The 23,822-nt window shown below is 39.5% G+C and carries 20 protein-coding genes; 10 read left to right on the forward strand and 10 right to left on the reverse strand.

Annotated elements, in window-relative coordinates:
• Nucleotides 1–111 precede the first annotated feature (111 nt).
• Nucleotides 112–1,401 (forward strand): dicarboxylate/amino acid:cation symporter, encoded by a 1,290-nt coding sequence (locus tag IQ244_RS14990; RefSeq protein ID WP_193895340.1) that lies wholly within the window; start codon nucleotides 112–114, stop codon nucleotides 1,399–1,401.
• Between the two features lie 4 nt (nucleotides 1,402–1,405).
• Nucleotides 1,406–1,861, forward strand: a complete 456-nt coding sequence (locus IQ244_RS14995) for a hypothetical protein (protein WP_193895342.1) — start codon at nucleotides 1,406–1,408, stop codon at nucleotides 1,859–1,861.
• Between the two features lie 67 nt (nucleotides 1,862–1,928).
• On the opposite strand, the gene IQ244_RS33385 is transcribed toward IQ244_RS14995, so the two are convergent.
• Nucleotides 1,929–2,219 (reverse strand): transposase, encoded by a 291-nt coding sequence (locus IQ244_RS33385; protein WP_193895344.1) that lies wholly within the window; start codon nucleotides 2,217–2,219, stop codon nucleotides 1,929–1,931.
• Between the two features lie 219 nt (nucleotides 2,220–2,438).
• Here IQ244_RS33385 and IQ244_RS15005 point away from each other — a divergent pair, with 219 nt between their 5' ends.
• Nucleotides 2,439–3,149 carry a phytochelatin synthase family protein gene (locus IQ244_RS15005; protein WP_228058937.1) on the forward strand — a complete coding sequence of 237 codons (711 nt, stop codon included), beginning with the start codon at nucleotides 2,439–2,441 and terminating at the stop codon, nucleotides 3,147–3,149.
• A gap of 132 nt (nucleotides 3,150–3,281) precedes the next feature.
• On the opposite strand, the gene IQ244_RS15010 is transcribed toward IQ244_RS15005, so the two are convergent.
• The 3 genes from IQ244_RS15010 to IQ244_RS15020 all read right to left on the reverse strand — a co-directional run bounded on the left by IQ244_RS15010 (nucleotide 3,282) and on the right by IQ244_RS15020 (nucleotide 8,685).
• Nucleotides 3,282–6,806, reverse strand: a complete 3,525-nt coding sequence (locus tag IQ244_RS15010; RefSeq protein ID WP_193895346.1) for an AAA-like domain-containing protein — start codon at nucleotides 6,804–6,806, stop codon at nucleotides 3,282–3,284.
• Between the two features lie 915 nt (nucleotides 6,807–7,721).
• A complete protein-coding gene (locus IQ244_RS15015; protein ID WP_193895348.1) occupies nucleotides 7,722–8,150 on the reverse strand; it encodes a hypothetical protein in 429 nt (142 codons plus the stop codon).
• Nucleotides 8,151–8,415: 265 nt separating this feature from the next.
• Nucleotides 8,416–8,685, reverse strand: a complete 270-nt coding sequence (locus tag IQ244_RS15020) for a YciI family protein (RefSeq protein ID WP_193895350.1) — start codon at nucleotides 8,683–8,685, stop codon at nucleotides 8,416–8,418.
• Nucleotides 8,686–9,170: 485 nt separating this feature from the next.
• On the opposite strand from IQ244_RS15020, the gene IQ244_RS15025 reads away from it, so the two are divergent.
• Nucleotides 9,171–9,542 (forward strand): hypothetical protein, encoded by a 372-nt coding sequence (locus tag IQ244_RS15025; RefSeq protein ID WP_193895352.1) that lies wholly within the window; start codon nucleotides 9,171–9,173, stop codon nucleotides 9,540–9,542.
• Between the two features lie 520 nt (nucleotides 9,543–10,062).
• The gene (locus tag IQ244_RS15030) at nucleotides 10,063–11,529 is read left to right on the forward strand and encodes a diguanylate cyclase (protein ID WP_193895355.1); all 1,467 of its coding nucleotides are present in this window, start codon (nucleotides 10,063–10,065) and stop codon (nucleotides 11,527–11,529) included.
• 14 nt (nucleotides 11,530–11,543) lie between these two features.
• On the opposite strand, the gene IQ244_RS15035 is transcribed toward IQ244_RS15030, so the two are convergent.
• The 5 genes from IQ244_RS15035 to IQ244_RS15055 all read right to left on the reverse strand — a co-directional run bounded on the left by IQ244_RS15035 (nucleotide 11,544) and on the right by IQ244_RS15055 (nucleotide 17,804).
• Entirely contained in the window at nucleotides 11,544–12,773 is a 1,230-nt protein-coding gene (locus tag IQ244_RS15035; RefSeq protein WP_193895357.1) for a DUF4336 domain-containing protein, read from the reverse strand.
• 157 nt (nucleotides 12,774–12,930) lie between these two features.
• The gene (locus IQ244_RS15040) at nucleotides 12,931–14,214 is read right to left on the reverse strand and encodes a competence protein CoiA family protein (protein ID WP_193895359.1); all 1,284 of its coding nucleotides are present in this window, start codon (nucleotides 14,212–14,214) and stop codon (nucleotides 12,931–12,933) included.
• A 147-nt stretch (nucleotides 14,215–14,361) separates the two neighbouring features.
• Nucleotides 14,362–15,804, reverse strand: coding sequence for a cardiolipin synthase (cls, locus tag IQ244_RS15045; RefSeq protein ID WP_193895361.1), 1,443 nt, complete (start codon nucleotides 15,802–15,804; stop codon nucleotides 14,362–14,364).
• A 9-nt stretch (nucleotides 15,805–15,813) separates the two neighbouring features.
• Entirely contained in the window at nucleotides 15,814–16,650 is an 837-nt protein-coding gene (locus IQ244_RS15050) for an endonuclease/exonuclease/phosphatase family protein (protein ID WP_193895363.1), read from the reverse strand.
• 311 nt (nucleotides 16,651–16,961) lie between these two features.
• Nucleotides 16,962–17,804, reverse strand: coding sequence for a methyltransferase domain-containing protein (locus tag IQ244_RS15055; RefSeq protein WP_193895373.1), 843 nt, complete (start codon nucleotides 17,802–17,804; stop codon nucleotides 16,962–16,964).
• 151 nt (nucleotides 17,805–17,955) lie between these two features.
• Between IQ244_RS15055 and IQ244_RS15060 the strand changes: the two genes are divergently transcribed.
• The 3 genes from IQ244_RS15060 to IQ244_RS15070 all read left to right on the forward strand — a co-directional run bounded on the left by IQ244_RS15060 (nucleotide 17,956) and on the right by IQ244_RS15070 (nucleotide 20,680).
• Nucleotides 17,956–19,290, forward strand: coding sequence for a TrkH family potassium uptake protein (locus IQ244_RS15060; protein ID WP_193895375.1), 1,335 nt, complete (start codon nucleotides 17,956–17,958; stop codon nucleotides 19,288–19,290).
• A 226-nt stretch (nucleotides 19,291–19,516) separates the two neighbouring features.
• Entirely contained in the window at nucleotides 19,517–20,212 is a 696-nt protein-coding gene (locus tag IQ244_RS15065; protein ID WP_193895377.1) for a potassium channel family protein, read from the forward strand.
• Nucleotides 20,213–20,296: 84 nt separating this feature from the next.
• On the forward strand, nucleotides 20,297–20,680 hold the full coding sequence (locus IQ244_RS15070; protein ID WP_193895379.1) for a DUF4346 domain-containing protein: 384 nt from the start codon (nucleotides 20,297–20,299) through the stop codon (nucleotides 20,678–20,680).
• A gap of 87 nt (nucleotides 20,681–20,767) precedes the next feature.
• On the opposite strand, the gene psb32 is transcribed toward IQ244_RS15070, so the two are convergent.
• Nucleotides 20,768–21,502, reverse strand: a complete 735-nt coding sequence (gene psb32 / locus IQ244_RS15075) for a photosystem II repair protein Psb32 (protein ID WP_193895380.1) — start codon at nucleotides 21,500–21,502, stop codon at nucleotides 20,768–20,770.
• 336 nt (nucleotides 21,503–21,838) lie between these two features.
• Between psb32 and IQ244_RS15080 the strand changes: the two genes are divergently transcribed.
• Entirely contained in the window at nucleotides 21,839–22,903 is a 1,065-nt protein-coding gene (locus IQ244_RS15080; RefSeq protein WP_193895382.1) for a protein-glutamate methylesterase/protein-glutamine glutaminase, read from the forward strand.
• On the forward strand, nucleotides 22,903–23,769 hold the full coding sequence (locus IQ244_RS15085) for a CheR family methyltransferase (RefSeq protein WP_193895385.1): 867 nt from the start codon (nucleotides 22,903–22,905) through the stop codon (nucleotides 23,767–23,769). The genes IQ244_RS15080 and IQ244_RS15085 overlap by 1 nt, the downstream gene beginning before the upstream one ends.
• Nucleotides 23,770–23,822 lie beyond the last annotated feature (53 nt).

Here is a 23,822-nt window from a genome sequence, read left to right on the forward strand (position 1 = left end):
CCCCTGCTTCCCCCTACTCCCTAGATTGATTAGATTATCTTGTTTAAGTAAATTTCACTTCCGCAATTGTTGTTGTAATAGTTACCTTAGTCCCGTTACCTAGCATTACCAATGAGTCAAACAGAGAGTCATCATCCGCCTAATACAACACCCCGTCCTTGGTGGCGGCGCATTCCTCTCACGTTACAAATCGTTATCGCCCTAATACTGGCTGTGATTCTGGGAATTTTGCTGGGTGCGGGAAATCCTACCCCTAGCAATGCTACTTTAATCACTAATTTAGCAATTCCGGCGGAACTGGTACTTAAGGCACTCCGGGCTTTAGCGACACCGCTGATTTTGGTAGCAGTCCTGCATACTTTTATGACGGCGACTATCCCCGGTACAGCCGGACGGCGGTTAGCATTACTACTGGTGACTAATACCACTGTAGCGATTTTAATTGGGCTATTCGTCGCTAACGTCTTGCGTCCAGGTACTTGGGGAAGTTTACCCAAGCCACAGACAGCAATCCCTAACGCCAATATTGATCCTTGGGGATTACTCAAAGACGCTGTACCCGAAGCGATCCTTGCGCCGTTGGTGAGTAATAATGTGATTCAACTGATTGTAGTTGCCCTTTGTTTTGGCATTGTCTTACGGGGCTTAAAATCAGAACAAATCGTCCAAAACAAAACCGGATTTCAACCAATTGAAGATGTGATTGGGATTTTGTTTGAGGCGGTAATTCGCATTCTTAACTGGGTAATAGCTTTAGTTCCCTTTGCTGTGTTTGGCATTGTGGCGAAAACCGTGGCGGAAAAAGGTTTTGCCCCGTTTGTCTCCTTGGCAGCTTTTATTGTGGCGGTGTTGGTAGCATTGGCGTTGCAAGCTTGCTACTATCTCACCAGAGTTAAGTTCGGTTCTTGGGTAAACCCGTGGAAGTTTTTAGCTGGTGGTTCGGATGCTTTTATCACGGCGTTTTCAACTTCTTCTTCGACGGTGACAATGCCGATTACTTGGGAGGTTTTGCAAACGAAAGTTGGGTTAAGGGAATCTTCGGCATCTTTGGGGGCGTTAGTTGGGGCAAATTTTAACAATGATGGGACTGCTCTGTATGAAGCGATGTCTGCATTGTATATTTCCCAAGTAATTGGACAACATTTAAATTTGGGGCAGCAGTTAATTGTGGTGCTGACATCGATTTTTGCATCAGTAGGGGCGGCTGGTATTCCCAATGCGGGGTTAGTAACGATGACTTTGGTGTTTACTTCTGTGCGCTTACCGACGGAGTATATTGCCTTGTTGGTGACTGTTGATTGGTTTTTAGACCGTTGTCGCACAGCGATTAATGTGATGGGAGATATGACAGTTAGTGCGGTGCTGGATGGGAAGAAGCAACGTTCTGTAGATGAGGGTTAAAGTAATGGATGCTCAACTAACTAGTAATGAAATTAATGTAGCACGGGAGTTATTAGGCAATTACGCCCCGGCAAAACACGCATTGGATGTTTTACAGAAACACAACGGTAATTGTGATACATCTTTTGATGAACTGTGGGTAGAGCAAAATGGCGTGCTAGTAATGCCAGAGGGTAAATCGCTTTGGCAGACAACGCTGAAAGTATTGCGTCAGGAACTTTGCGGTGATGACGGGTTTCGCGGTCAACTTAAAGAATACACAAAAAATCCAGGTAGTACACCTTTGCTGACAGGGGTGATTGTTTCCCTAGTGGGTGTAGCAGCAGCGCATGGCTTACCCCTTGATCCGGCGATCGCTACTGTTGTTGTTTTGTATATTCTGAAAATTGGACTCAATATATTTTGCGACTACACCGAACCACCTGCCGGTAATTCTGGCACTCTTCCGCCAGGAAATTAAGAGAATTTCTGATGTTGTATTGCTGGATTTTAGATCCTCCTAAATCCCCCTTAAAAGCAGAGTCGTTTCATACAAACAGAGAAAAAACCTGAGCGAGTTGATTTGATAAAGCGCATTGAGCTTGGGGAATAGTGCAAAAACCAAAAAAGCGCGCGATCGTAATCAAGAAATTATGTAAAATAGCCCAGTTGACGGGTGCATTCCCACCACAACATGGCGGGAAGTCCTCAGAGAAAGTGACATCTCTAACCCAGTGCAATCGGTTTTCAATTCCCCAATGTCCAATAGTGTCAGCTAATAACTGCTGTGCATCGTGAATTTGACTACTAATGTAAAACTGCCGTTCATACCAAGGCATCGCATCACGAATCCCAGTTCGTTCAACGACTACAAAAGCTTTGAGTCCAATACATTTGCAATGCTGATTAAACGTATTTACAGAGAAATTAAATTGATTTAAAAGTTTTTGATCATACAGAACGAATACTTAATTTTTTTAAATGTCTTAACTGTCTCCATTTATTTGCTTAACTGTCTTAACTGTCCTTGTCTGTTTTCTCGAACACGAAGAAAATGTATGAGCGCATACAAGTTTACAACTCACTATAGTAAAAATAAAATTATGGATATTGATAATATAGGTCAAATTTCTAAACGCGATTTAGAAATCATTCAATTACATCAGTTTCAACAACCTATTTATTGTTGTAATGTGACTGCGATCGCCTATGGTTTCACTGCATTAGGATATCTTACAACTGTTGATGAAATTTTCTATGTCACCCAACTACCAATCGCATCGGTTTTAGATGATGGCATGACTTTAGCAGAAACCTATGATACCTGTAAAATTTATATAGAAAAAAAGAAATTACCTCTGTCCATTCAGATGGATCATTTTGATAAGCCGAGTATCACCCTCGAAGCATTCACCCGCGAAGTTGAAGCTGCGGTTTGCAATGAAAATGATGTCCACATTCTCAACTTTAATACTCGGATTGCTCATGAAAATCCTAGTTTAGAAGGTGGTCACTTTTCGTTATTAGCAGATTATGACTCAAAAACTCAAGAAGTCACTATTGCCGATACAAATCCCAAACGATATACCCGCTTTTGGAAATGTCCAATTCAACGGATGTATGCTGCTTGTGTAGATAAAGATTCCTCCTCAAATCGTTCCCGTGGGATGATTGTACTTCGCAGATTAGAGAAAGTGAATCTCGCAGGTAACGGTGTAGCGCATCCAGCAGAACTTGCTTTAAATGCTCTTCATGCAGAAAACAGTTAAGCGTTGATGTAGTCATCCTGAAATTTTTAATCAAGTAGGGGCGAACGGCCGTTCGCCCCTACTTTTATATGTATCAAGATTTTAGTGAATTGGTATAAGTCCTGATACAGTCCAATACAGTTCAGTTAAGGCTTATTGACACAAAGAGCGATCGCTCTCTTCTAATGTTGTGTTAGTTTGCAAATAATCCTTGACTAAGGAACAACCATAATTGAGTGCATTTAACTTGAGAATGCGTGGTAAATTCCACAAAATTAATGTGTTGTCATCACCCCCGGAAGCTAAAAAAGTTCCGTTGCGGCTGATGGCAATTTTCCGAATAGCGGCGGTATGTCCTCTCAAGGTGGTGATTTCTGTACCGTCTAATTTCCAAAGTTTAATAGTCGCATCAATACTGCCAGAAGCCAACATTTTGCCATCAGGACTAAATGCTACTCCCCAAATTGCTGCTGTGTGACCTTTGAATGTTTGCAATAATTCACCGTTAATCGTCCACAATTTAACGGTGTTATCAGCACTTCCTGTCGCTACCATTTTACCGTCAGGACTAAATGCTGCTCTCCAAACTGTTGAGGTGTGTCCTATTAAGGTTGTGAGTAATTTACCATTAATTGTCCACAATTTAGCTGTACCATCGCCGCTAACAGACGCAATCATTTGACCATCAGGACTAAAGGTAACTTGCCAAACTTCAGCTTGATGTCCTGGGAGAATCTGCGGTTTAGGCTGATTGCGCTGCCATATTTGCACAATTTTATCAACATTTGACATAGCGATCGCTTGACCGTCGGGACTCAATACAGCGGCTAAGAGTTTACCTAGGGGATCTTTGTAAGTCGCAACTAATGTTCCGTCTCGCTGCTGGAGTTTAATCTTATCGCCATAAGTGCGAAGGGCAATTAACTTGCCATCACCACTAAAGGAAACCTCAAAAATTGCCCCCCCAGGTTCAGTAAAAGTTTTCAGCAATTTGCCTTGACGAGTCCAAAGTTTAGCAGTGTTTTCGTGACCAGCTGTCGCAATGGTGGAACTGTCGGAGGTGATATCTAATGACCAAATTCCCGCTTTATGGGCAACTATCGACTTTTGAAATGGATTCTGGCTTTGCCAAAGTCGCACAACATTTTCTGCACCCGCCGACGCAATAAAGCTGCCATCTGGGCTAAAAGTTATGCCCCAAACTGAGGCACTGTGTCCTCTGAGAGTGTTTAATTCTGTACCATCCATGTTCCACAGTTTAATTGTTTTATCGAGACTGGCGGAAGCAATAGTCTGGCCATCAGGACTAAATGCGACTCCCCAAATTCCCGCACTATGACCTTGCAAGGTTTTATCCAGGCGATAGCTGTTATTTTTGGGGTCGCGTCGCCAAAGTTTGACGGTTTTATCTTCACTGGCGGAAGCAATCATTTGACTGTCAGGACTGAAAGCAATAGCAATTACCCAAGCGGTGTGACCTTTGAGAGTTTGCACAAGTTTAGGGTTTTGCCAGTCTGAACCTTCCCGTTTCCAGAGTTGAATAACTCCATCGATGCTTGTGGCTGCCAAAATTTGATTATCGGGACTAAAGACAACTCCCCAAAACCCGACTCTTTCACCAGTAAAAGTTTTTAGCAAGGTACCATCTCGCCGCCACAGTTTGACAGTTCTGTCGAAACTGGCCGAAGCTATAGTCTGGCCATCGGGACTAAAGGCGACTCCCCAAATTGAAGCATTATGACCTTTGAGTGTTTTTAATAAAGTACCTTCCCTTGTCCATAGTTTCACAGTGCCATCTTCACTCGCTGAAACCAGCATCTGACCATCAGAACTAAATTTTACGGCTCTGACTGTAGCTGTATGACCTGTGAGGGTGGCAACTGCTGTACCATCGCGTCGCCAAAGTTTGATTGTTTTATCTACACTAGCTGAGGCAATGAGAGAACTATCCGGACTGACATCAACTGCCAGAACCGCTGCTGTATGCCCCCAAAAACGATTGTATTCATCGGCACTATAAACTGCTTGCTGTAATACAGCTTCAACCTGTCGGGCAATTTTGGGGTTGGCTGAATTTAGCTGGCGGAGTTTTTGTTTGGCTTTGATTGCTTCTATAAGTGCATCTAAGCGGCGATTTGAAGCAAACATTCCTTCTGAAGAAGATATCAACGCTCGCATTTCACTGTTTTTGGCGAGAATCTCACTTCTTTTTGCTTGGCGATATAACATGAAACTCCCTATCCCCAAACTACTAGAGACAAACAAACCAATACATACAGCAATTAGCAAATATCTCTGCAATAAAGCCGTTTTTTTCTCTTGTGTTAGCCTGGTTTCGATTTCTTGAACCCGTGCGGCTTCTAAGGCAGTTTGCACTTCCCGCCGTTCAAATTCTTGACTAGCTACGAAAAATTGATAATCCAAATTACTCAAACTTTTTCCTTGCGCCCAATTTTGAGCATCTTTCAGCGCTTGTCCCCGCAATAAGCGAGACTCATCTTGATAATTTGATAATACCCAAGCATTAAAGATTTGCGAGTAAGGACGCAGATTATCTAACTGTCTCACCACCCATTCTTGGTTAAACACATGGCGATAAATCGGATTTTTAATTTTGAGATAGTCATTATGCCTTTTAACTAAACCCGATAGTAATAATTCTGTTTGTTCTCGACTATCATTCAAAGCTACAGGTGTTTGAGTTTCTGCTTCAGCTTGCAACACTTGTTGATACAGCCCTAACAAGCGTCCGGCTTTTTGTTCGTTACATAACAGGCGATCGCGGATTGTGCGAAGATGTTCTGGTTCGTCTTTCGATTCCCAATGTTGAATAATCTGCTTTTTTACCAGTTGTTCTACCCAATACCCTTCTGTAGCTTGAGGTAAATCAATTTTGCCGTTGGGTGTTTCCCACGCAATCTGCACAATTAATTGACAGAGCTTTTGAGTGAGGAAAGGTTGTCCATTTGTCCATTCCAGAATTTTTTGTAAAACTATTTGCGGTTGACTAACTACACCTGTTAACCCTTGAAGTAAAGGTACCGCTTCATCTAATTTAAAACCGTCTAATTCAATAGCTGTACCAATATTAAAAGGTGTCCGGCGCTTATCAGTAATTAAATCTGCGGGACTAGCTACCCCAAAAAGAGCAAATCCTAAACGTTGATATTTAGTATCGTGCGCTCTTTGGTTATAACAATGACGAATCCAAGCAAAAAAATCATTAACCGAAAAACTTAAACTTAATAAACTATCAATTTCATCTATGAAAATAAAAACATATTGACTGTTATCAGCAGACAGCAATATTTCATCGACAAATTGATCTAGTTTTTTAACAGGAGAAAGACCTGCTTGTGCTTCCCACCAAGTTTTAAAATTAAATTTATCTGCTAAATTTGAATTATAAAAAAGGCTCAAAATAATACCTTTATACCATTGTTCGGCTGTTGTATCTTCGCTCCCTAAACGGGTTACGTCTAAATAAACACAACTGTTACCTTCTTGTGTAAGATGGTAACTCGTGCGATGTAATAAAGATGATTTTCCCATTTGACGGGAATTTAAGACATAACAAAAATCTCCAGCTTTTAAACTGATGTATAGTTGTTTATCTGCCTTACGAACAACATAGCTTGGATCATCGCTAGGGAGACTACCACCAACTTGGTATTTCATATTGTCATACACATCTGCCAAACAAGACAGAAATCCAATTCTATTATTACTTAATATCTTTAAAAACGATTAGTGTGCTGAAATTATCTTACTAGAATTTTGCATTTTTTTTATTAGAAAATTAGCTATTTTTAGATTTTAAATATTATGCAATTTGCTTAAATGTCTTAAAAGTCTTAAATGTCTGCAATTAAAAAATTTATTTTCTTAACTGTCCTAAATGTCCTAAAATTTTGCAGTTAAAATCAAGCCTAAGTTTTAAAAAAATTAAAAAAATTTTACTCTAATTTGGTTGTTATACCAAATTGAAATAAAGCTACACCCTGTAAATCCTGTAGAGACTTTGCAGGCAACGTCTCTACAACAGCCAATTAATTGCATTTTTATAAAGAAACAGTATGATTGTCAAGTGCTGAGGATTAACATCACTACATTACAGCTTTGAGTAATTAATAATATTCTAATTTACACATAAAAATAAAGATAAGCAAAGTAGGGGCGCAAACAGTTACACCCCTACTAATGATTTATTTGTTTTGCAGCGTATTTAAATTGGCATAATCCACAATGGATAACTCGTATTTAATAACCAAATTACGAATTATCCATCTTGCAAAAGAATCTAGAAGCCAGAATTCAGGAGTTAGAACAAAAGAGTGGGGTATTTATAGCATTTCCAGTTCTGGTGTGGTATAAAATTACCCCTCCCCAACCCTCCCCTTGCCAAGGGGAGGTGCGCGACAGCGCGGGTGGGGTGTATTTTATATGCTTGGTAATTGCTATATACTCGCCACTAATTGTAGATAGGTAAATTGAAAATTTAACGGGGTTTAAAACCCATTTATTTATTCACCAGTCGCACAGAATTCCATTGGTGAATTCTGACTTCTGACTCCTGAATTCTATTTAGATAAATTATCTCCTTCTGACTTTAGCAGGTCTGCGATCTAAAATATGCACAGCAGCACCAGCCGCGGCACCATTAAGGCCGTTTTTCAAGGTATTTCTACAACCGCCAGTAACAGCACCTGCGACTACACCAGCACCTGCACCTACGCCAGCATCGCGGAGGATATTACGTCCGTTAACTCTTCTGTCGCTTCTGGTTCTCAAACCGTTAGCACCGTTAACAGCCGCACCAGCCGCAGCACCAGTGGCAGCATTATTTAAAAAAGAACCGCAGCCTGTTAAAGCTCCCGTTAATGCACTAGCACCAGCGCCAATTGCCGCATTATTTAGCACTCGGTCATCAGCACTAGCAGATTGAACAGGAATAAAACTTATACTGCTTAAAGTAGCAGCCATCAAACTAGGTAGAAATGCGCGTTTTAGGATGTGTTGCATGGGTAGTACCCTCTTAAACGTCAAACAATGAGTGAACAACTAAATATTAAGTGCGATCGCGAATTCTGTTTTATTCTAGGCAACAGCAACATCATTTCCGATCAGCATATTTCCATAATTACATACACACACGTTTCATTACATCTACTAAAAGTAAGTAATTCTCAGGTGATTTAAAAACTTCGGCACTAAAATTGGTGGACAATAACTAAACTGACACATTGACAGCACCATTTTTCATAACCGTGGGGTGGGCAAAGCTGATTTAAAAAGCTTGAATCCACTCCTGAAGAGAGTATTCCGTCCAAACACCATTTTGCCAATAGGGATCATTTTCAATTAATTGGCGTACAGTGGCTTCATTTTCCGCTTCGTAAATGCCAAAAACTTTAGTAACATCTTTGGTTGGGCCAATGGTAATTAACACACCAGACTCTTTTTGTTTGGCTAAACCATCTAAATGAGCTTGACGATAAGGGGCGCGTTTTTCTAAAACATCGTCGCAGTAAGTTCCCCAGAGTACGTATTTAGTCATAGCTAATCAATTAAAAATGCAATTTTAACAATGATTTACAAAACTCAGTGCTGAGTAACAAGAATCGCTTGGACTCTGCAATGACAAGTATTTAGTCAAACTGAATATCATTGCTGATGTCTAACAAAATTAATAACAATGCTGATTATAAAGGTTTTTTTAGCTAAATCTGACTCGTAAATCAAATTTCTGACTCAGCAACAAGATTTTTGACTCGTAAATCAGATTTCTGACTCGGCAACAAGATTTTTGATTCGTAAATTAAATTTCTGACTCGGCAACAAGATTTTTGATTCATATAGCCGTAATTATTTTAGTATATCAAGTTTTTTCAATGAAATTCAGCAAATTTACCCGTTTTTACATAAATAGCCAATATTAATGCCCTCAAAATTCTGTAGCTTTACTCAAGCTAATTTATTTAGTCATTGCGTATATTGATGTTATTTAAAGAACTCCGTGCAAAACTCTCACAGGAAAACTTTATGGCGCAAAGGAAACGTAACTCTATTGCACTTACTAAAGCTGAACGACGAATTGAAGGCATACAGACAATTAACCCTGACTTAGACTTTAGTAATGGATATTCAGTCGCTACTTACAACGCTAAAATACAGGAAGTACGCGAAAAATTAACCGCCTATAATCAAATACGCGCAATGGTAGATAAAGCCCAAACTGCTTTATTAGAAGCGGAACGTACTTTAAATAGTTATTCAGAACAAATGCTGCTAAATGTAGCCTCTCACTATGGCAAAGATAGTGATGAGTATGGCATGGCTGGCGGAACCCGCAAATCAAACCGCAAAAAACCACGCTCGTCAGCAAAATCAACATTAAACTCTGTAGCGTCATGATTAAGTAGAGTGGGCATAATTATTGTCCACTCTCAAACTCAGTATAATATTTCCAAAATGCCAACAAGATAGTTAAGAATAAATCATTCTTATGAGCAAATTTAGCCAGTAGGGTGTGTTATGGCTTCAGCCTAACGCACCGCCAGATTATGATGTTGCGTTAGGCGCGCGTATATAATTTTTGTGATTAGTTAACTCACAATATCCGCTTAATATACCCTACAATAATTTTTATTTTTACTTGATCAATAATCTCTTAATCTCTATTAGAGATTAAAATAATTCATGATATAAATTCTTCTACACCAACCAATGAAAAACTCTAAATTTTAAACTCACTTGCTTGGATTTTATTTGTGTAATTGCAACTTCTAATCACCTTATCTAGCTAGCTATATTTTAACAGCTTTTTAACCTCATCCTTTGTTCCCCGTTCTCAGATAGCAATTAATAGTCATTACTAAATTTAATTGTTAAACTTTAAATTACCCATGTTTTTGGTTATTAAAGTTTTAAATTAATGAATGAACAGGTGAAAGCAATTCGAGTTGCTTGGTGTAGTTCACTAGATTTGCCGCAACCAATAAATATTACCCTTAATTTTCAATGGATACAAATTGATATTTCTACATTTTTTGAGCAAGATTTTGACATTATCATACTCGACATCAGGGCTTTTGAAAATTTAGAGCAAGCCCAATATACATATACTAATGTTAATTTACCCATAGTATTTTTAGTAGACACAATTGAGCAAGAATCTGCTATTCTTTGCTGGTTAGAGCCAGGTGATGAAACTTGTAAAATCAATGCCATTGATCAGCAAATCAGTCTACGTTTGCAGCGCAGTCTTTGGCATAACCAGCAAAAACATTTATTTAACCTTGATAAATTAACAGGAATTGCTAATTTTCGTAAGTTCAATGATTATGCTATTCAGCTTTTAACATCTAGTGAAGATGTAGAACCTATCTCTTTAATTTATTTAGATATTGATGGATTTAAGTTTATTAACGATCGCTATGGTCATATAGTCGGAGATCAGATATTACAAGAGATTGGGCAAATTCTCCAAAAGTACTCACTAGGAGCAGGTATCGTCGCACGGACAGGCGGTGATAAATTTGCTATTTGTATGGGTGGTAATATCGAGCAGGGAAAAGCCTTTGCCGAATTTCTGAGAACGCAAATCGAAACTCATGAATTTAAGCTGAATGCAATCTCTTCTATTCGGATAACAGCTTCGTTAGGAGTAGTCGCCATCTCAGGATATGCTTCCGTTGAGCAATTATGGCAAGAAATCAATCAATGTATCTATGCAGCCAAGCAAAAGGGACGTAACCAAGTTGTCACTTCTGAGGAATTTGAGGCGATCGTTGATGCTTCTGGTCAAGATAAACTGATAACTGATTTTGAACATCGAATTCGCGTCACCGCAGAACGGATGATTAGTGAGATGGTGCTAAAGGCCAGTCGTCTAGCTAATAAATACCGCTTAGAAGCAGAACACGATGGTTTAACGGAAGTTTTCAATCGCCGCTATCTCGATAGATTACTAGCGCGGGAGATTGAAAAATCTCATAAATATCAGCAACGACTAACAATTTTACTCCTTGATTTAGATAATTTTGGAGAAGTAAATCGCACCTACGGTTTTCCTACAGGTGATCAAGCTTTAAAAACTGCGGCAAAAATATTTACAACTCATATCCGAGCCGGAGATTGGGTAACACGCTACGGAGGAGAAGAATTTTGTATTGTCATGTCTAACACCGACCTCAACACCGGGTATCAAATAGCTGAACGAATTCGCCTAGCTTTGAGTGAGGAATTTGTAACAGCCTACAATGGTCAACAATTTTGCCTCACCACCAGTATCGGAGTTGTCGAATTAATGACAGAAACTAACCTTGTGTCTTTTTTGCAGCGCGCTAGCGATAAAGTCAGAGAAGCCAAAAAAAAGGGTCGTAATCAAACTTGTTTGTAAATCCCTACAACCTCTTAGATTTTCTCCTTTGCCGGCGGGACAATTCCACTTTTATTTAAACCTGCATCAATTTTGCGGAGAATTTTAAAATCATCCTCTGGCAAAGGATAACTACTACTATTAAATAAACCTGTACTGACAATTGGGTGCTTTTCTAAAAAAGAGAATGCTTGGCGAAATTGCTGCGGTTGGGCTTTAATTGGTGCATCAAAATGGCAGGGAATCACCCACTGAAAATCCCATCTGGCGACTTTATCAGCCCAATCCAGAGTTTCTTTAGGTGCGCGGTTGAGAATAAGAGCTTGTAAAACTGGTGCGACAAACAAACGTCCATCTCCGCGTAAAGCTTGAAATGACCTCTGCCAATTATCTTGCCATTTAAAGGGATATAACCCAAAATAAGCTTTTCTAGAGCGTTCTGGCGCTTTTAAAGCATCGCGGAATACCTCGCCCCATGTGGGTACTTCTAAAGCACTAGGTTGGAAGTATAAAGCAAACAGTGTGATGCGTTCCCATCCTTTGCGGCGATTTGCTTGATTATCAGCCACAACATCCGAACCCTGATCTTTAGCGTGGAATAATAAAGGATAAGGTTCAAGTTGGACGATCGCCGGAGGTTCTTCTGGTACCGATACTACCGCATCTGTGACTAATAACGTGTGCGATCGCCTGTGAAAAAATGCCACTTCTGTAAACTTACCGGGGCCTAAATCAATCGTCTTTAAGATTGCATAATCAAACTCATCGGCAAAAGGCGCTTGACTGCTATCTTCTGGCAAAACTTGAGTGCGTTTAACAGGTAAACCCAACCAAGTTAATGGTAAATTCAGCGGGAAACTCCATTGATTCGGCGCAACAAATACCTGTGCATTGGGAAAGCATCTCGCAAAAGGGCCAACAAAAACTTTGTGTTCGATACCAGAAATAGTTGGCAAAATAATATATTTAATATCACCATGTTCAGCCACTAATTCTTGAACAAGCTGAATACATTCTTTTGTGGGTGCAACAGGTGCATAAACCAGTAAACCACCTGCATCTAGCTTGACAACAGTCATCCGAATCGGCACAACAACGTAAAAAATACCTTGTAACTGGTCAAAAGTCCACACAGTATTTTTGATGACTTCTTTCCGAATTGTTCGCCGCCTGCTATACGGGTAAAGAGGCACAATCGGCCAAAATGGCCAGGAAATATCTTGTGGATGAATTTGTTCCGTTACTGTACCTTCATCGTGAGCCACCCTGAGACCCCTCCGACCAATACTTAAGTTTATTTCTGATCTCCGAAGTTGGAGTTTAGCAAATTCTGGAACCTTATTGGCTGGTAATCTGAGAATTTTGACTTAAATTATTTCGCGCAAAGACGCAAAGCCGCAAAGAAGTGCGCCAGAGTTTAGTCTAAATATTCGGAGGAAATAATTGAGTCAAATCTATTGGACTTCCCCAATAGTTAATCATACATTTGTTATTTTCAATGCTGATAATTTCTTCGCCGTACGGATTCCACCAGGATGGAGCATTTTTCCATGAAGCGTGATCGCCTACTTGCCAGATTAATGGTTTTTGGGGTTCAATTCGATCTGGCTCTGGGTTTACTTTCGGTGTGTCTTCTATAGTTGAGCCACAGATAGTTTCATTCCAGTTAACGATGCTTACTAATTCTATGGATACAATTTGGCGTTGTTCACTATATAAAGGTTGAATTAAAACTGTTTTCTGGCATATTGGTTCAATTGCATGGATGATACCTTCTGTAGTTATTTGACCTTTTATTTGAACGTACCAACCAATGAGGTCATGATGATGAATTCCTGATTTAAGCAGATCCACAACTGGAGTTAAGGATTTACATAATTCTATGTGTTCTTCAGGGATAAAGGGGTTACGATTTTGAAATTTTGGTTTTTCATCAGGTGATAACAAGCCATTAGAACCTGTAGAAACTTGTAAAGCTTTCTCTAACAATTGGGCATGGCTGTCTATGGTTGCTCTTATGCCATTTTGGTTAGGGTGGTAAAGTGTAAATTCAATATTTCTGATTTTCTCTTTAAGTATTTTTTGCTCAAAAAAACCATTATCATATAACTCTTCATAAGTATCTTTGTAAACTTCTGTTGTATGTGCAAAACCATAATATCTGATTGCTCGTTCTACAGATGCGTTGTTGTTACCACATCGCCAGTCTGTTAAATCAATCCCTGCTGCTTTGTGTCCAAATGACCTATCGGCTTGTTTCTGTGCAGATATGCCAGAAGTTTGAACTTCAACAGCGAATATGGCTTTATCGTTATTTTTTATCAGAATATCAGGACGATTATAACCATTAGGCTTATTAACATTTTTCTCAATTTCGATGCTCATATTTTTAAATCCGGCGTAGTTTGCGGCTTCTTTATACCTACGCTGAGTTTCAACTTTTATCCATAAATGCTCAATTGATTCACCCATGTTACGAGTAGGACAAAGTTTATTAGCTTCTTCGTTTTCATGCCTAAAGTAGGAGCCGACAGGTGTCATTTTATTGTTTACTTTCTTGAAAGATTGTGAAACAAAGTGTAGAACACCCTCGCAGATGGGGCATATCTTTAATCCTGGATATTCAGATTCTAGTTCCTCTAGAGTTTTGTAATCTTCTGATTTTATTGGTTTTTGCCCTTCTACGTGAAATGCAATTGGTGTCATACTGGACTTTTACTAAATAAAGTTAGCAGTTAATAGTTGCTACTATATTATTCTCTCATTAATTTATATACCTTGGCAAACACTCTTTCTTTGCGTCTTTGCGCCTTTGCGTGAGACACAAAAAATATTTATGCACAAGGTTTCTTATTACAACAAGGGTGTCAATAATCGAGATATTCTCACACCTAACTTGAACCACAAAGGTTTTTTGTCATATTCAGCAAAATCTACTGTCACTGAGGCAGCTAAATCGGTTTTTAACATTTTCTCAACGCTGTGGGCAAATCGAGCATTGATCATAAATGCCATAACTTCAAAGTTGAGAAAAAATGAGCGATTATCTAGATTGACTGTGCCGACTCCGGCTAAATCATTGTCTATCAGGATAATTTTTTGGTGGATGAATCCATGTTTATAGCGATAAAATTTGATATCTAGGGCTTTCATTTCGTTGTAGTAAGAGAAAGAACATAGATAAACAAATAAATGATCGGGTCTGTTTGGTAAAATAATTCGCACATCAACACCGCGCATTGCTGCCAATTTTAAAGCTGTTAAAGTTGAATCATCTGGGACAAAATAAGGAGTAGCAATCCACAGACGAGTTTGCGCTTGATTGATAACATTAACAAAAAAGAGTTGACAAGCTTTGTGTTTATCTGCGGGGCCTGTGGGCAAAACTAATGCAGTTTGGTTAACTTCCCAGTTGGCTTTGACTTGCCAATTAACATCAATAACATAACGATTTGCCCAATACCAATCTTGCAAAAACGAACTTTGCAGACTTTGAACACTTGGCCCTTGCATTTTGATATGAGTGTCGCGCCAAGGACTCAAACGGCGATTTTTACCTAAATAATCATTACCAATATTTAAACCACCAGTAAATGCAATTTCACCATCAACAACTAAAATTTTGCGATGGTTGCGAAAATTAAGTTGAAATCGATTTCCTCTACCTTTAGTAGTATGAAATGCACTCACTTGAATTAAATTTTGGCGCAGAGAGTTGATATAAGCGCGAGATAATTTGTTAGAACCAATTTCATCGTAGAGAAAATAGACGCGGATACCTTGTTGTGCTTTGGCGATTAAAGCTGCTTGAAATTCATACCCTGCTTCATCATCATCAACAATGTAAGATTGTAACAAAATATAATTTTTGGCTGCGGCGATCGCACTTAACATTGCTGGATAGGTTTGCTGTCCATCAATTAGTAATTCAGCAGCATTACCTGATGTAAAGGAAACACCTGTAAATGTTTCCCCTAAGATTCCCAGGGAGTTGAATTGCGCTGGTATTGCTACCTGAAATTTAGTAATTTCGCTATAAGCTTGCTTAACTAATTTTTGGTGTTGAGCATATACAGAACGCAAAGCTTCAGCGTATCCATTAAATTTAGTTCTGCCTAAAATCCAGTATAAAGGCAGAGCCAGCCAAGGAAATGTTACCAGAGAAATACTCCAGGCGATCGCACCACGAGAAGAACGCACAGTCATGACTGCATGAGCAGCATGGCCAATTCCTAAAGCATGAACTACAACGGTAGCTGCACTCAAAAAAGTGAGGATGCTAATGTCTACAAGCATCTTTATTTTTTACGTATCGACATAACTAAATTCTGCCAGCAATGGCTTGTGATCGGATGAACAAATTTCATCTAAAACTTTAGCACTAGCTGGTTTTTCAGTTAATCCTCGATAAAAAATATAGTCTAAGGGGGGTGACAAAAGGAACCTTTTAATCTTCTTCCTTTCATGGGTAGCAAACTTTACTTGTTTTAAACCCAATTTAGTTACAGCCTTATCTAAAATAATTGCCCTTTGGCGATTCCAAGTATTAAAGTCACCAGAAAAAATAATCGGCCCGCGATGTGTAGATAATGCTAATTCTATTTCTTGTAATTGAATTTTAAATTTGTTTATCTCGACAAAATTAATTAAATGGCTATTAATAGTTAAAAGTGTTTTTTGCTGATTAGCTAAAGAATATTCTGTAATTAATGAAACTTTCGGCGTATTTACTAAAGGCTCATAGTGTTTAGTGACTATAGCTTTTTTGGTAAGAGGACTGATGTTAGCCGCTGTTAAAATACCAGAATAAGTTTGATGATGGGCATCAATAAAATTAGGAGCATAAGCCCAACTAAATTTGTTAAACCCAATAATTTGTTCTAAACCCACACCCATACGCACTTCTTGGAAGCAGATTAAATCAGGTTGGTGCTGTCTGAGAATTCGGTAAAAATCTTTAAACCAAGTTTTTTCAAAATTATTCTTCGCAATATTCCAGTTTAAAACCTTAATTGAGTGATGATTTAGTTCGGTTTGCAGTTCATGAATATTACCAAGGGTAGATTCGTGAGTCCGAATGAATCGATGAGAGGGAACAAACTGTCTAGCGAACGTGGCAATGTTTTCTTTGAAGTCAGACATGACTCAAATTTAACTAAACTTTATTTAGCTTAACTCCTGCCTCTTTTCTTGCAGAGATGGGAAGTAAGATTTTAGTTAAATAATCAGGGTTGAAGTGGAGCGATAGCTACGGCGAGTTGCGCCAACACTCTTTTATCCCTTGCTCCTACACTGTCTATTAGACCTCTTGCATGAAATCAGATTACGCCTACTCTTCTCCTGACGGAGACGCTACGCGAACGAGAACGGTTTCACCGAATGGGTCTTTGCATGAGCCATAAAATTATTGCTTTTCAACATTCGTGCAAGAAGTCTATTGATGTCTGTGCGCTCTACTTATTTCCGCACACCAACCCAAACTTAATTAATCCGCGTTCATAACCGCGACCCATTAAGCCTAGAGCTAAGGCTCCTTGAATGGTACTCCAGCCAGAACGCAATAAGCCAAAAATTGCACTGGGAGTTAAGGCTGAATCAATGACTATATTCCAAAATGGGGCGACAGCCGTTGACCAATCAGCGGTGCGAATATTTTTTAATGGTAGTTGATGAGCGATCGCTTCATACTCCGGTAAAGAAATCACATAAGGCAAACAATACACGCGGTAAATATCTTGCAAATGCTTTTGTTCATCTGCGGTTAATGGCGTTTCATCTGTTGGTCGATGACACCAAGTCACCATAATCAAAGTTCCACCCGGTTTTAATACCCGATAACACTCTTGTAAAAACTGTACTTTGTTGGGCATATGTTCGCCACTTTCCAGCGACCAAACCAAGTCAAAAGTATTATCTGCAAAAGGCATTGCTTGAGCATCAGCCACTAGAAACTGACTTCTCAGATTTAACAGCATTTCCTGGGCGCGTTCTGTTGCTCTCGCCGCTTGCACAGGGCTTAAGGTAATACCAGTAGCTCTAGCATGAAACTTTTCTGCCAAGTATAAAGAACTGCCACCAATTCCACAACCCACATCTAAAATGTTAGTTGCTGTTTCTACACCGGCCCAATGAAGTATTTCTTCAATTAAATCAATTTGCGCTTGACGACGGTCTTTTTTTTGCGTTCCATCTGCACCATAATAACCGTGGTGCATGTGTTCGCCCCAAACTTCTTCCCATAAACTAGAAGAAGCATCGTAAAACTGCTGAATTTGTTGATAAAGTGTTGTACTCATGAATCAAATAATGTTAAGACAAATCAAAGTCTAAATAAACATACTGGTTAGGCTACCATATGTGTTTTTAATTAAATCAGGATGTTTTTCCTTCCAGGAAGAATCTATAGTGTAGAACCTCCCTGGAAAAATTTAGAGGCTCTACCTGAATATGACTGTTTCGCGGACAATTTGTTTAGGATTTTTGGCTGTCATCACTGTCGGAACTATTTTGTTGATGCTGCCTATTTCAACTAGCGACGGCACCTGGAATAACTTAGTTGTGGCATTATTCACCTCAACATCTGCCGTTTGTGTGACTGGCTTATCAGTGGTTGATCCAGGGACGTATTTTTCTTTTTGGGGTCAACTGTTTATTGCACTGTTAGTTCAAATTGGTGGGTTGGGCTATATGACAACTACCACCTTTTTGATTTTGTTAATTGGCCGCAGATTTGATATGCGTCAAAAAATTGCCATTCAACAAGCTTTAGACAGGCCGGGAATGCAAGGTAGCGCCCAAGTTATTCGTTCCATTATTGCTACTACGTTAATTTTTGAAATTACAGGCATATTTTTACTTCTGCCTGTGTTTGTTCCTCAATATGGTTGGACACAAGGGCTGTGGTTGGCGATTTTTCATAGCGTTAATTCTTGGAATAACGCAGGTTTTAGTTTGTTTAAAGACAACTTGATTGGTTATCAAACATCTGTGTTAGTCGTTTTTACAGTGACTACATTAATTATTTTTGGGGGGATTGGTTATCAAGTTATTTTAGAAATGTACCTGTGGTTGCGCGATCGCCTACTCAGAAAAAATACCTGTTTAGTATTTTCCTTGGATTTTAAAGTTGCTACCAGCACAACTATAATTCTTTTAGCCGTCGGCACAATTGCTTTTTTATGTATAGAATTTAGAAATCCTGAGACTTTTGGCAAACTAGATTTAGGTGGTCAATTATTATTGGCTTGGTTCCAATCTGTGACTCCGAGAACTGCCGGATTTAATACTATCGACATTAGCAAGATGACCACTGCTGGTCTATTTATTACCATAGCGATGATGTTTATTGGTGCTAGTCCTGGCGGTACAGGTGGCGGCATGAAAACGACAACCTTGCGAGTTTTGACTAGTTGTACCAAAGCTATTCTTCAAGGTAAAGAAGATGTTTTATTGTATGACCGAAAGATAGCCATAAATTTAATTTTGAAAGCAGTTGGGGTTTTAGTTGGTTCTGTTGCTACCGTAGTTTTATCAACTATTATTATTTCCTTAACAGATCCAACATTAGATTTTATTCAAATTTTATTTGAAGTTGTATCTGCCTTTGCCACCGTTGGTCTTTCTACAGGTATTACAGCTAGTATTTCCATCGCAGCCAAACTGATTTTAATTATTACGATGTACATAGGCAGAGTAGGAGTTTTACTACTGATGTCAGCTGTTCTTGGTGATCCTCGTCCCACCAGAATTCACTATCCTGAAGAAAATTTATTAGTAGGATAATCTAGTAACAATCTAGAAGCTTAGATCCCCGACTTCTTCAAAAAGTCGGGGATCTTTTTGGTGCGTAACGAAAACTTACTGGTGAGATAACCGCACTTAGTATCAATGGCATTAACTTAAACTGATAAAATATGAAATACTAGGCAAAAAATAAAAATTGTTACTTTAAGTTAGATTTAAGTATTTTTTGTCCTAAACCCAGGGAGCGTTAATAAGGATAACAACTGTGAATCTTGCATCATTAGGGTTTTTTCGCAGTTTACGTAAAGATAACAACCAATTTGCCGTCATTGGCTTAGGTCGTTTTGGTCGTTCGGTCAGTTCAACGCTACATAAATTAGGTTATGAAGTATTAGCCACAGATATTGATGAAAAAAGGGTTTGCGAAGCTTTAACAGAACAAATAGTTGGTCACGCTTTGCAACTAGATTCGACTGAACCTGCGGCGCTGAAAGAAGCAGGAATTTTTGAATTTGATACGGTAATTGTGGCCATTGGTAACTACATTCAAGAAAGTATTATTACCACTCTCAATGTCAAGGAAGGTGGTGTACCTCATGTTGTAGCCAAAGCATCTAGTGAAGTTCACCGTAAGTTATTAAAAAAAGTCGGCGCAGATCATGTTGTTTTTCCAGAATACGAAGCCGGTTGTGCTTTAGCGCGTACTTTGACCAAACCGTCTATATTAGACAGATTTGATCTCGACCCAGATCACAGTATTGTCGAGATGATTGTCCCAGATGAATTTCATGGCAAAACTATCACAGAAATTCAACTGCGTAACCGCTATGGTTTAAATTTGCTGGCTGTGAGTCAAGAGGGCAAATTTGCGATTAATCCAGAACCTAATAGACGCTTAGAACGTGGTTCGGCGATGGTAGTTATTGGCTGTAATAAAGATATTAACCGCTTACCAATTTAATACTCGTACTGAGGAACATAAGAATTACACTTAAGTATATGGTGTAAAAACCCTGAAAAAAGAATTTTGTTTTTGATGGCAGTTATGGATTTAATAGTTCAAGATTTAGCGACAATTGATGATAAACTCTCTCAGCGTCATATTGACCTTGACCCCGCTGGATATTTCATCATCTATTTAGATAGAGGCGAGGGATTAATCTATGCCAAGCATTTTACTAATGTAATTGATGAGCATGGTTTAGCGGTAGATCCCGAAACAGGCAAGGTAATTCCTGCACGAGGTAAGGTGGAAAGAACTCATACCACAGTTTTTAGTGGTAAAACCGCTAAGGAACTGAGTGTGAAAATTTTTGAACAAACTAAACCTTGTCCTGTTTCGCAGTTAGACCATGCAGCTTATTTAGGGCGAGAATTTGTCCGCGCTGAGATGGCTTTGCTGACAGGACAAGACTATGTTCAAGACTAAAAGAAGTATGAAGTCTGAAAATTTTTACTTCAGACTTCACACTTCAGCTTACCCTGCGGGAACGCCGGGGGCTAACACACTTCAGAATTATCCGTTTGATGATGGTTGATTTACTTGATAGATATAGTAAGTCGCCATCGGGATAACGGTTGCAGCAATTACAAGTCCTATCACCCAAGCTGTAGCATTACCTTTATCGGTGTCTTCTGCTTTGGTGAAAGTACCTTCTACCTGGACATTATCAGTAATTTTTGGTGGGCCTGGGTCGGGTTCGCCAGAGAGAACTTTAACTAGGCGATCGCTGGCATCCAAAAATGCCTGATTATATTTATTACCATCCCGTAAGGGTGCAGCTAAGGTTTCGGTAGCTACACTATCGGCAATAGAATCGGTGAGTAAAGACTTGACTTTATCACCGCTAAGAATTGCAGTATTGTTAGTAACAGTATCTAGCACCAACAAAATTTGGTTAGCTTGAGCTTCTTTTGTGGGGAACCATTTTTCAAACAGCCCTTGCGTAAAGCTTTCTGGTGTTTCCCCATAATCTAAACGGCGAATGGTGACAAACCTGACTTCATTGCCAGTTTTCTTTGCCAGATCCTCAAAGGTAGTACTAATCTTACCTTCGTTGACGCGACTAATCACTTCACCTTGATCTATAACCCAGTCGCCGCCTGGGGTTAAGTTCGGAATTTGATACACACCAGTAGCTAACGCCGGGGTAGCCAACAGCGATGTACCAAGAATAATTGCCAGTATTGGTGTAAGCAGCCAAATAATGTATGTTTTAATGCCAAATACTGTTCTGAGGAACTGTTTCATGAGATTGATCCTAAGACAGACTAGCACCAAAAATACTACACAATCAATGTCAAAATCATCTTGTTAGGGAATTTATCTATGTAAAAAATGAGAATTGGGAATTAGATAACGCTGTTAAGAATGGGTGTAAGGGTTGTGAACACCAACACCTTGACACACGCCATCTGCTACAACGGAGGTTCCCTCCGCAACGCACTGGCTCCCCTCTACCCCTGCACCCTCTCCCATACCCTTAATTTTTCGTTTTTTTGTGTAAGTCCTATCAATATGTTTTTTGGAAGTTAACTCTTTGCGCCTCTGTACGAGGCATTAAATTTTTGTTATTGATATTTTTCTATGCCAAAAATTCGGGTACTAGTTGTGGATGACGCGGTGATGGTTCGCAGTCGCGTCAGTAAAATTTTATCTAGCGATCCGCAATTAGAGGTAGTAGGAGTTGCTGCCAATGGTCGGATTGCTTTGGCGAAGATTCCTCAAGTCAATCCCGATGTTGTGATTTTAGATGTGGAAATGCCGGAGATGAACGGTTTAGAAACTTTGGCCGCCCTCCGACCAATTTACCCGCACCTCCCAGTCATTATGTTCAGCACTTCTACCCACGCTGGCGCAACTGCTACCATAGAAGCTCTCTCTTTAGGTGCTTCAGATTACGCCACAAAACCGAGTAATCTGGGGAGTGTGGAGGCAGCCAACCAACATATCCGCCAAGAATTAATTCCAAAAATTAAGCTATTTGGTGCAGGAATCCCAGCGTTTTTTCCGTCAAGGATCGTCAATCCTGTCGTTCTTCCTATATCGAGAAAAACAGCGTCAGTGGATGTGGTCGCCATTGGGGTTTCTACTGGAGGGCCGAATGCCTTGGCTACACTACTGAGGCCGATACCCGCAGATTTTTCAGTTCCTATTCTGATTGTGCAACATATGCCACCGATGTTTACAAAGCTACTAGCGGAAAGATTATCTTCTAAGTGCCAAATTGCTGTAGAGGAAGCAGTTGATGGTGTGGTATTAGAAGCGGGAAATGTTTGGCTGGCACCGGGAGATTTTCATTTGATTGTGCAACGGGATGCAAATGTGGTGCGTCTAGCTATTCATCAAGCACCTCCAGAAAATTCCTGTCGCCCTTCAGTTGATGTAATGTTGCGTTCAGTAGCCCAAGTTTACGGTGCAGGTGCGATCGCTGTAATTCTCACAGGTATGGGTCAAGATGGATTGCATGGCTGTCAATGTATCCGCGAGGCTGGTGGGCAGATATTGGCACAAGATGAAGCTAGTAGTGTAGTCTGGGGAATGCCTGGTTTTGTCGTTAATGCTGGACTCGCAGATCGGATTGTTCCCCTGGAAGAAATGGCAGGTGAAATTATGCAACGTGTCCATCCTGTTCAAAAGTCAGGTCTGTAATGAAACAGACAATGGGTATTAGTACTTTGGATTTTGACTATTTGCGGCAATTAGTTTATCAGCATTCGGCAGTGGTGTTAGATAGCGATAAAACTTATTTGGCAGAGTTATATTTGCAGCCAATTGCTGAAGCCGCAGGATTTAGCACAATTACCAATTTAATTGCTTATCTGCGGCATCAACCATTGAATGATCTGCATATTCAAAGCATTGAGGCATTAGTTACTAACGAAACCTCATTTTTCCGTGATACATATCCCTTTGAAGCTTTGAAACAATTGGTGTTGCCAGAGTTGATTAAAAAACGGCGAATTGAGCGATCGCTCAATATCTGGTGTGCCGCCTGTTCTCATGGACAGGAACCTTATAGTATTGCTATGCTGATTCGTGAGCATTTTCCTTTATTAGCCAATTGGTCTTTAAAAATTATTGCTAGTGACTTTTCTAGTAAGGTTTTAGCCCGTGCCAAGGAAGGGCGTTATAACCAATTAGAAATTAAGCGTGGTCTACCTAAAAATTTGCACGAAAGGTATTTTAAATTATTAGATAATGGATGGCAAATTCATGATGAAATTCGCCAAATAATAGACTTTCAACAAATAAATCTTGTTGATTCTTGGTCATTTTTACCTAATATTGATATTATCTTTCTTCGCAATGTTTTAATTTATTTTGATATCGCTACTAAGAAAGATTTACTTACAAAAGTTAAACAGCAATTAAACCCAGATGGCTACTTATTTTTGGGTAGCGGGGAAACTACAATCAATCTGCATGAATCATTTGAACGAGTGCATTTTGATAAGAGTATTTTCTATCGATTGCGTTCAGTACCTTCAGACAATGCGATCGCACCGAGAAAGTGAGCATTAATTAAGTCTCGTTTCTCGGTTACGCTTGTGGTCAAGTTATAGCAATA

Source organism: Nostoc sp. LEGE 06077, from assembly GCF_015207705.1.
In the GTDB taxonomy this organism is placed as follows: domain Bacteria; phylum Cyanobacteriota; class Cyanobacteriia; order Cyanobacteriales; family Nostocaceae; genus Nostoc_B.

Coding starts and splice junctions, on each gene's coding strand:
- cls (WP_193895361.1), bottom strand. CDS start 15,804: ATGCTTGTAGACATTAGCATCCTCACTTTTTTGAGTGCAGCTACCGTT.
- IQ244_RS15010 (WP_193895346.1), bottom strand. CDS start 6,806: ATGAAATACCAAGTTGGTGGTAGTCTCCCTAGCGATGATCCAAGCTAT.
- IQ244_RS15025 (WP_193895352.1), top strand. CDS start 9,171: ATGGCGCAAAGGAAACGTAACTCTATTGCACTTACTAAAGCTGAACGA.
- IQ244_RS15085 (WP_193895385.1), top strand. CDS start 22,903: ATGAAACAGACAATGGGTATTAGTACTTTGGATTTTGACTATTTGCGG.
- IQ244_RS15050 (WP_193895363.1), bottom strand. CDS start 16,650: ATGTCTGACTTCAAAGAAAACATTGCCACGTTCGCTAGACAGTTTGTT.
- IQ244_RS14990 (WP_193895340.1), top strand. CDS start 112: ATGAGTCAAACAGAGAGTCATCATCCGCCTAATACAACACCCCGTCCT.
- IQ244_RS15040 (WP_193895359.1), bottom strand. CDS start 14,214: ATGACACCAATTGCATTTCACGTAGAAGGGCAAAAACCAATAAAATCA.
- IQ244_RS33385 (WP_193895344.1), bottom strand. CDS start 2,219: ATGCCTTGGTATGAACGGCAGTTTTACATTAGTAGTCAAATTCACGAT.
- IQ244_RS15060 (WP_193895375.1), top strand. CDS start 17,956: ATGACTGTTTCGCGGACAATTTGTTTAGGATTTTTGGCTGTCATCACT.
- IQ244_RS15020 (WP_193895350.1), bottom strand. CDS start 8,685: ATGACTAAATACGTACTCTGGGGAACTTACTGCGACGATGTTTTAGAA.
- psb32 (WP_193895380.1), bottom strand. CDS start 21,502: ATGAAACAGTTCCTCAGAACAGTATTTGGCATTAAAACATACATTATT.
- IQ244_RS15055 (WP_193895373.1), bottom strand. CDS start 17,804: ATGAGTACAACACTTTATCAACAAATTCAGCAGTTTTACGATGCTTCT.
- IQ244_RS15080 (WP_193895382.1), top strand. CDS start 21,839: ATGCCAAAAATTCGGGTACTAGTTGTGGATGACGCGGTGATGGTTCGC.
- IQ244_RS14995 (WP_193895342.1), top strand. CDS start 1,406: ATGGATGCTCAACTAACTAGTAATGAAATTAATGTAGCACGGGAGTTA.
- IQ244_RS15030 (WP_193895355.1), top strand. CDS start 10,063: ATGAATGAACAGGTGAAAGCAATTCGAGTTGCTTGGTGTAGTTCACTA.
- IQ244_RS15005 (WP_228058937.1), top strand. CDS start 2,439: ATGAGCGCATACAAGTTTACAACTCACTATAGTAAAAATAAAATTATG.
- IQ244_RS15070 (WP_193895379.1), top strand. CDS start 20,297: ATGGATTTAATAGTTCAAGATTTAGCGACAATTGATGATAAACTCTCT.
- IQ244_RS15015 (WP_193895348.1), bottom strand. CDS start 8,150: ATGCAACACATCCTAAAACGCGCATTTCTACCTAGTTTGATGGCTGCT.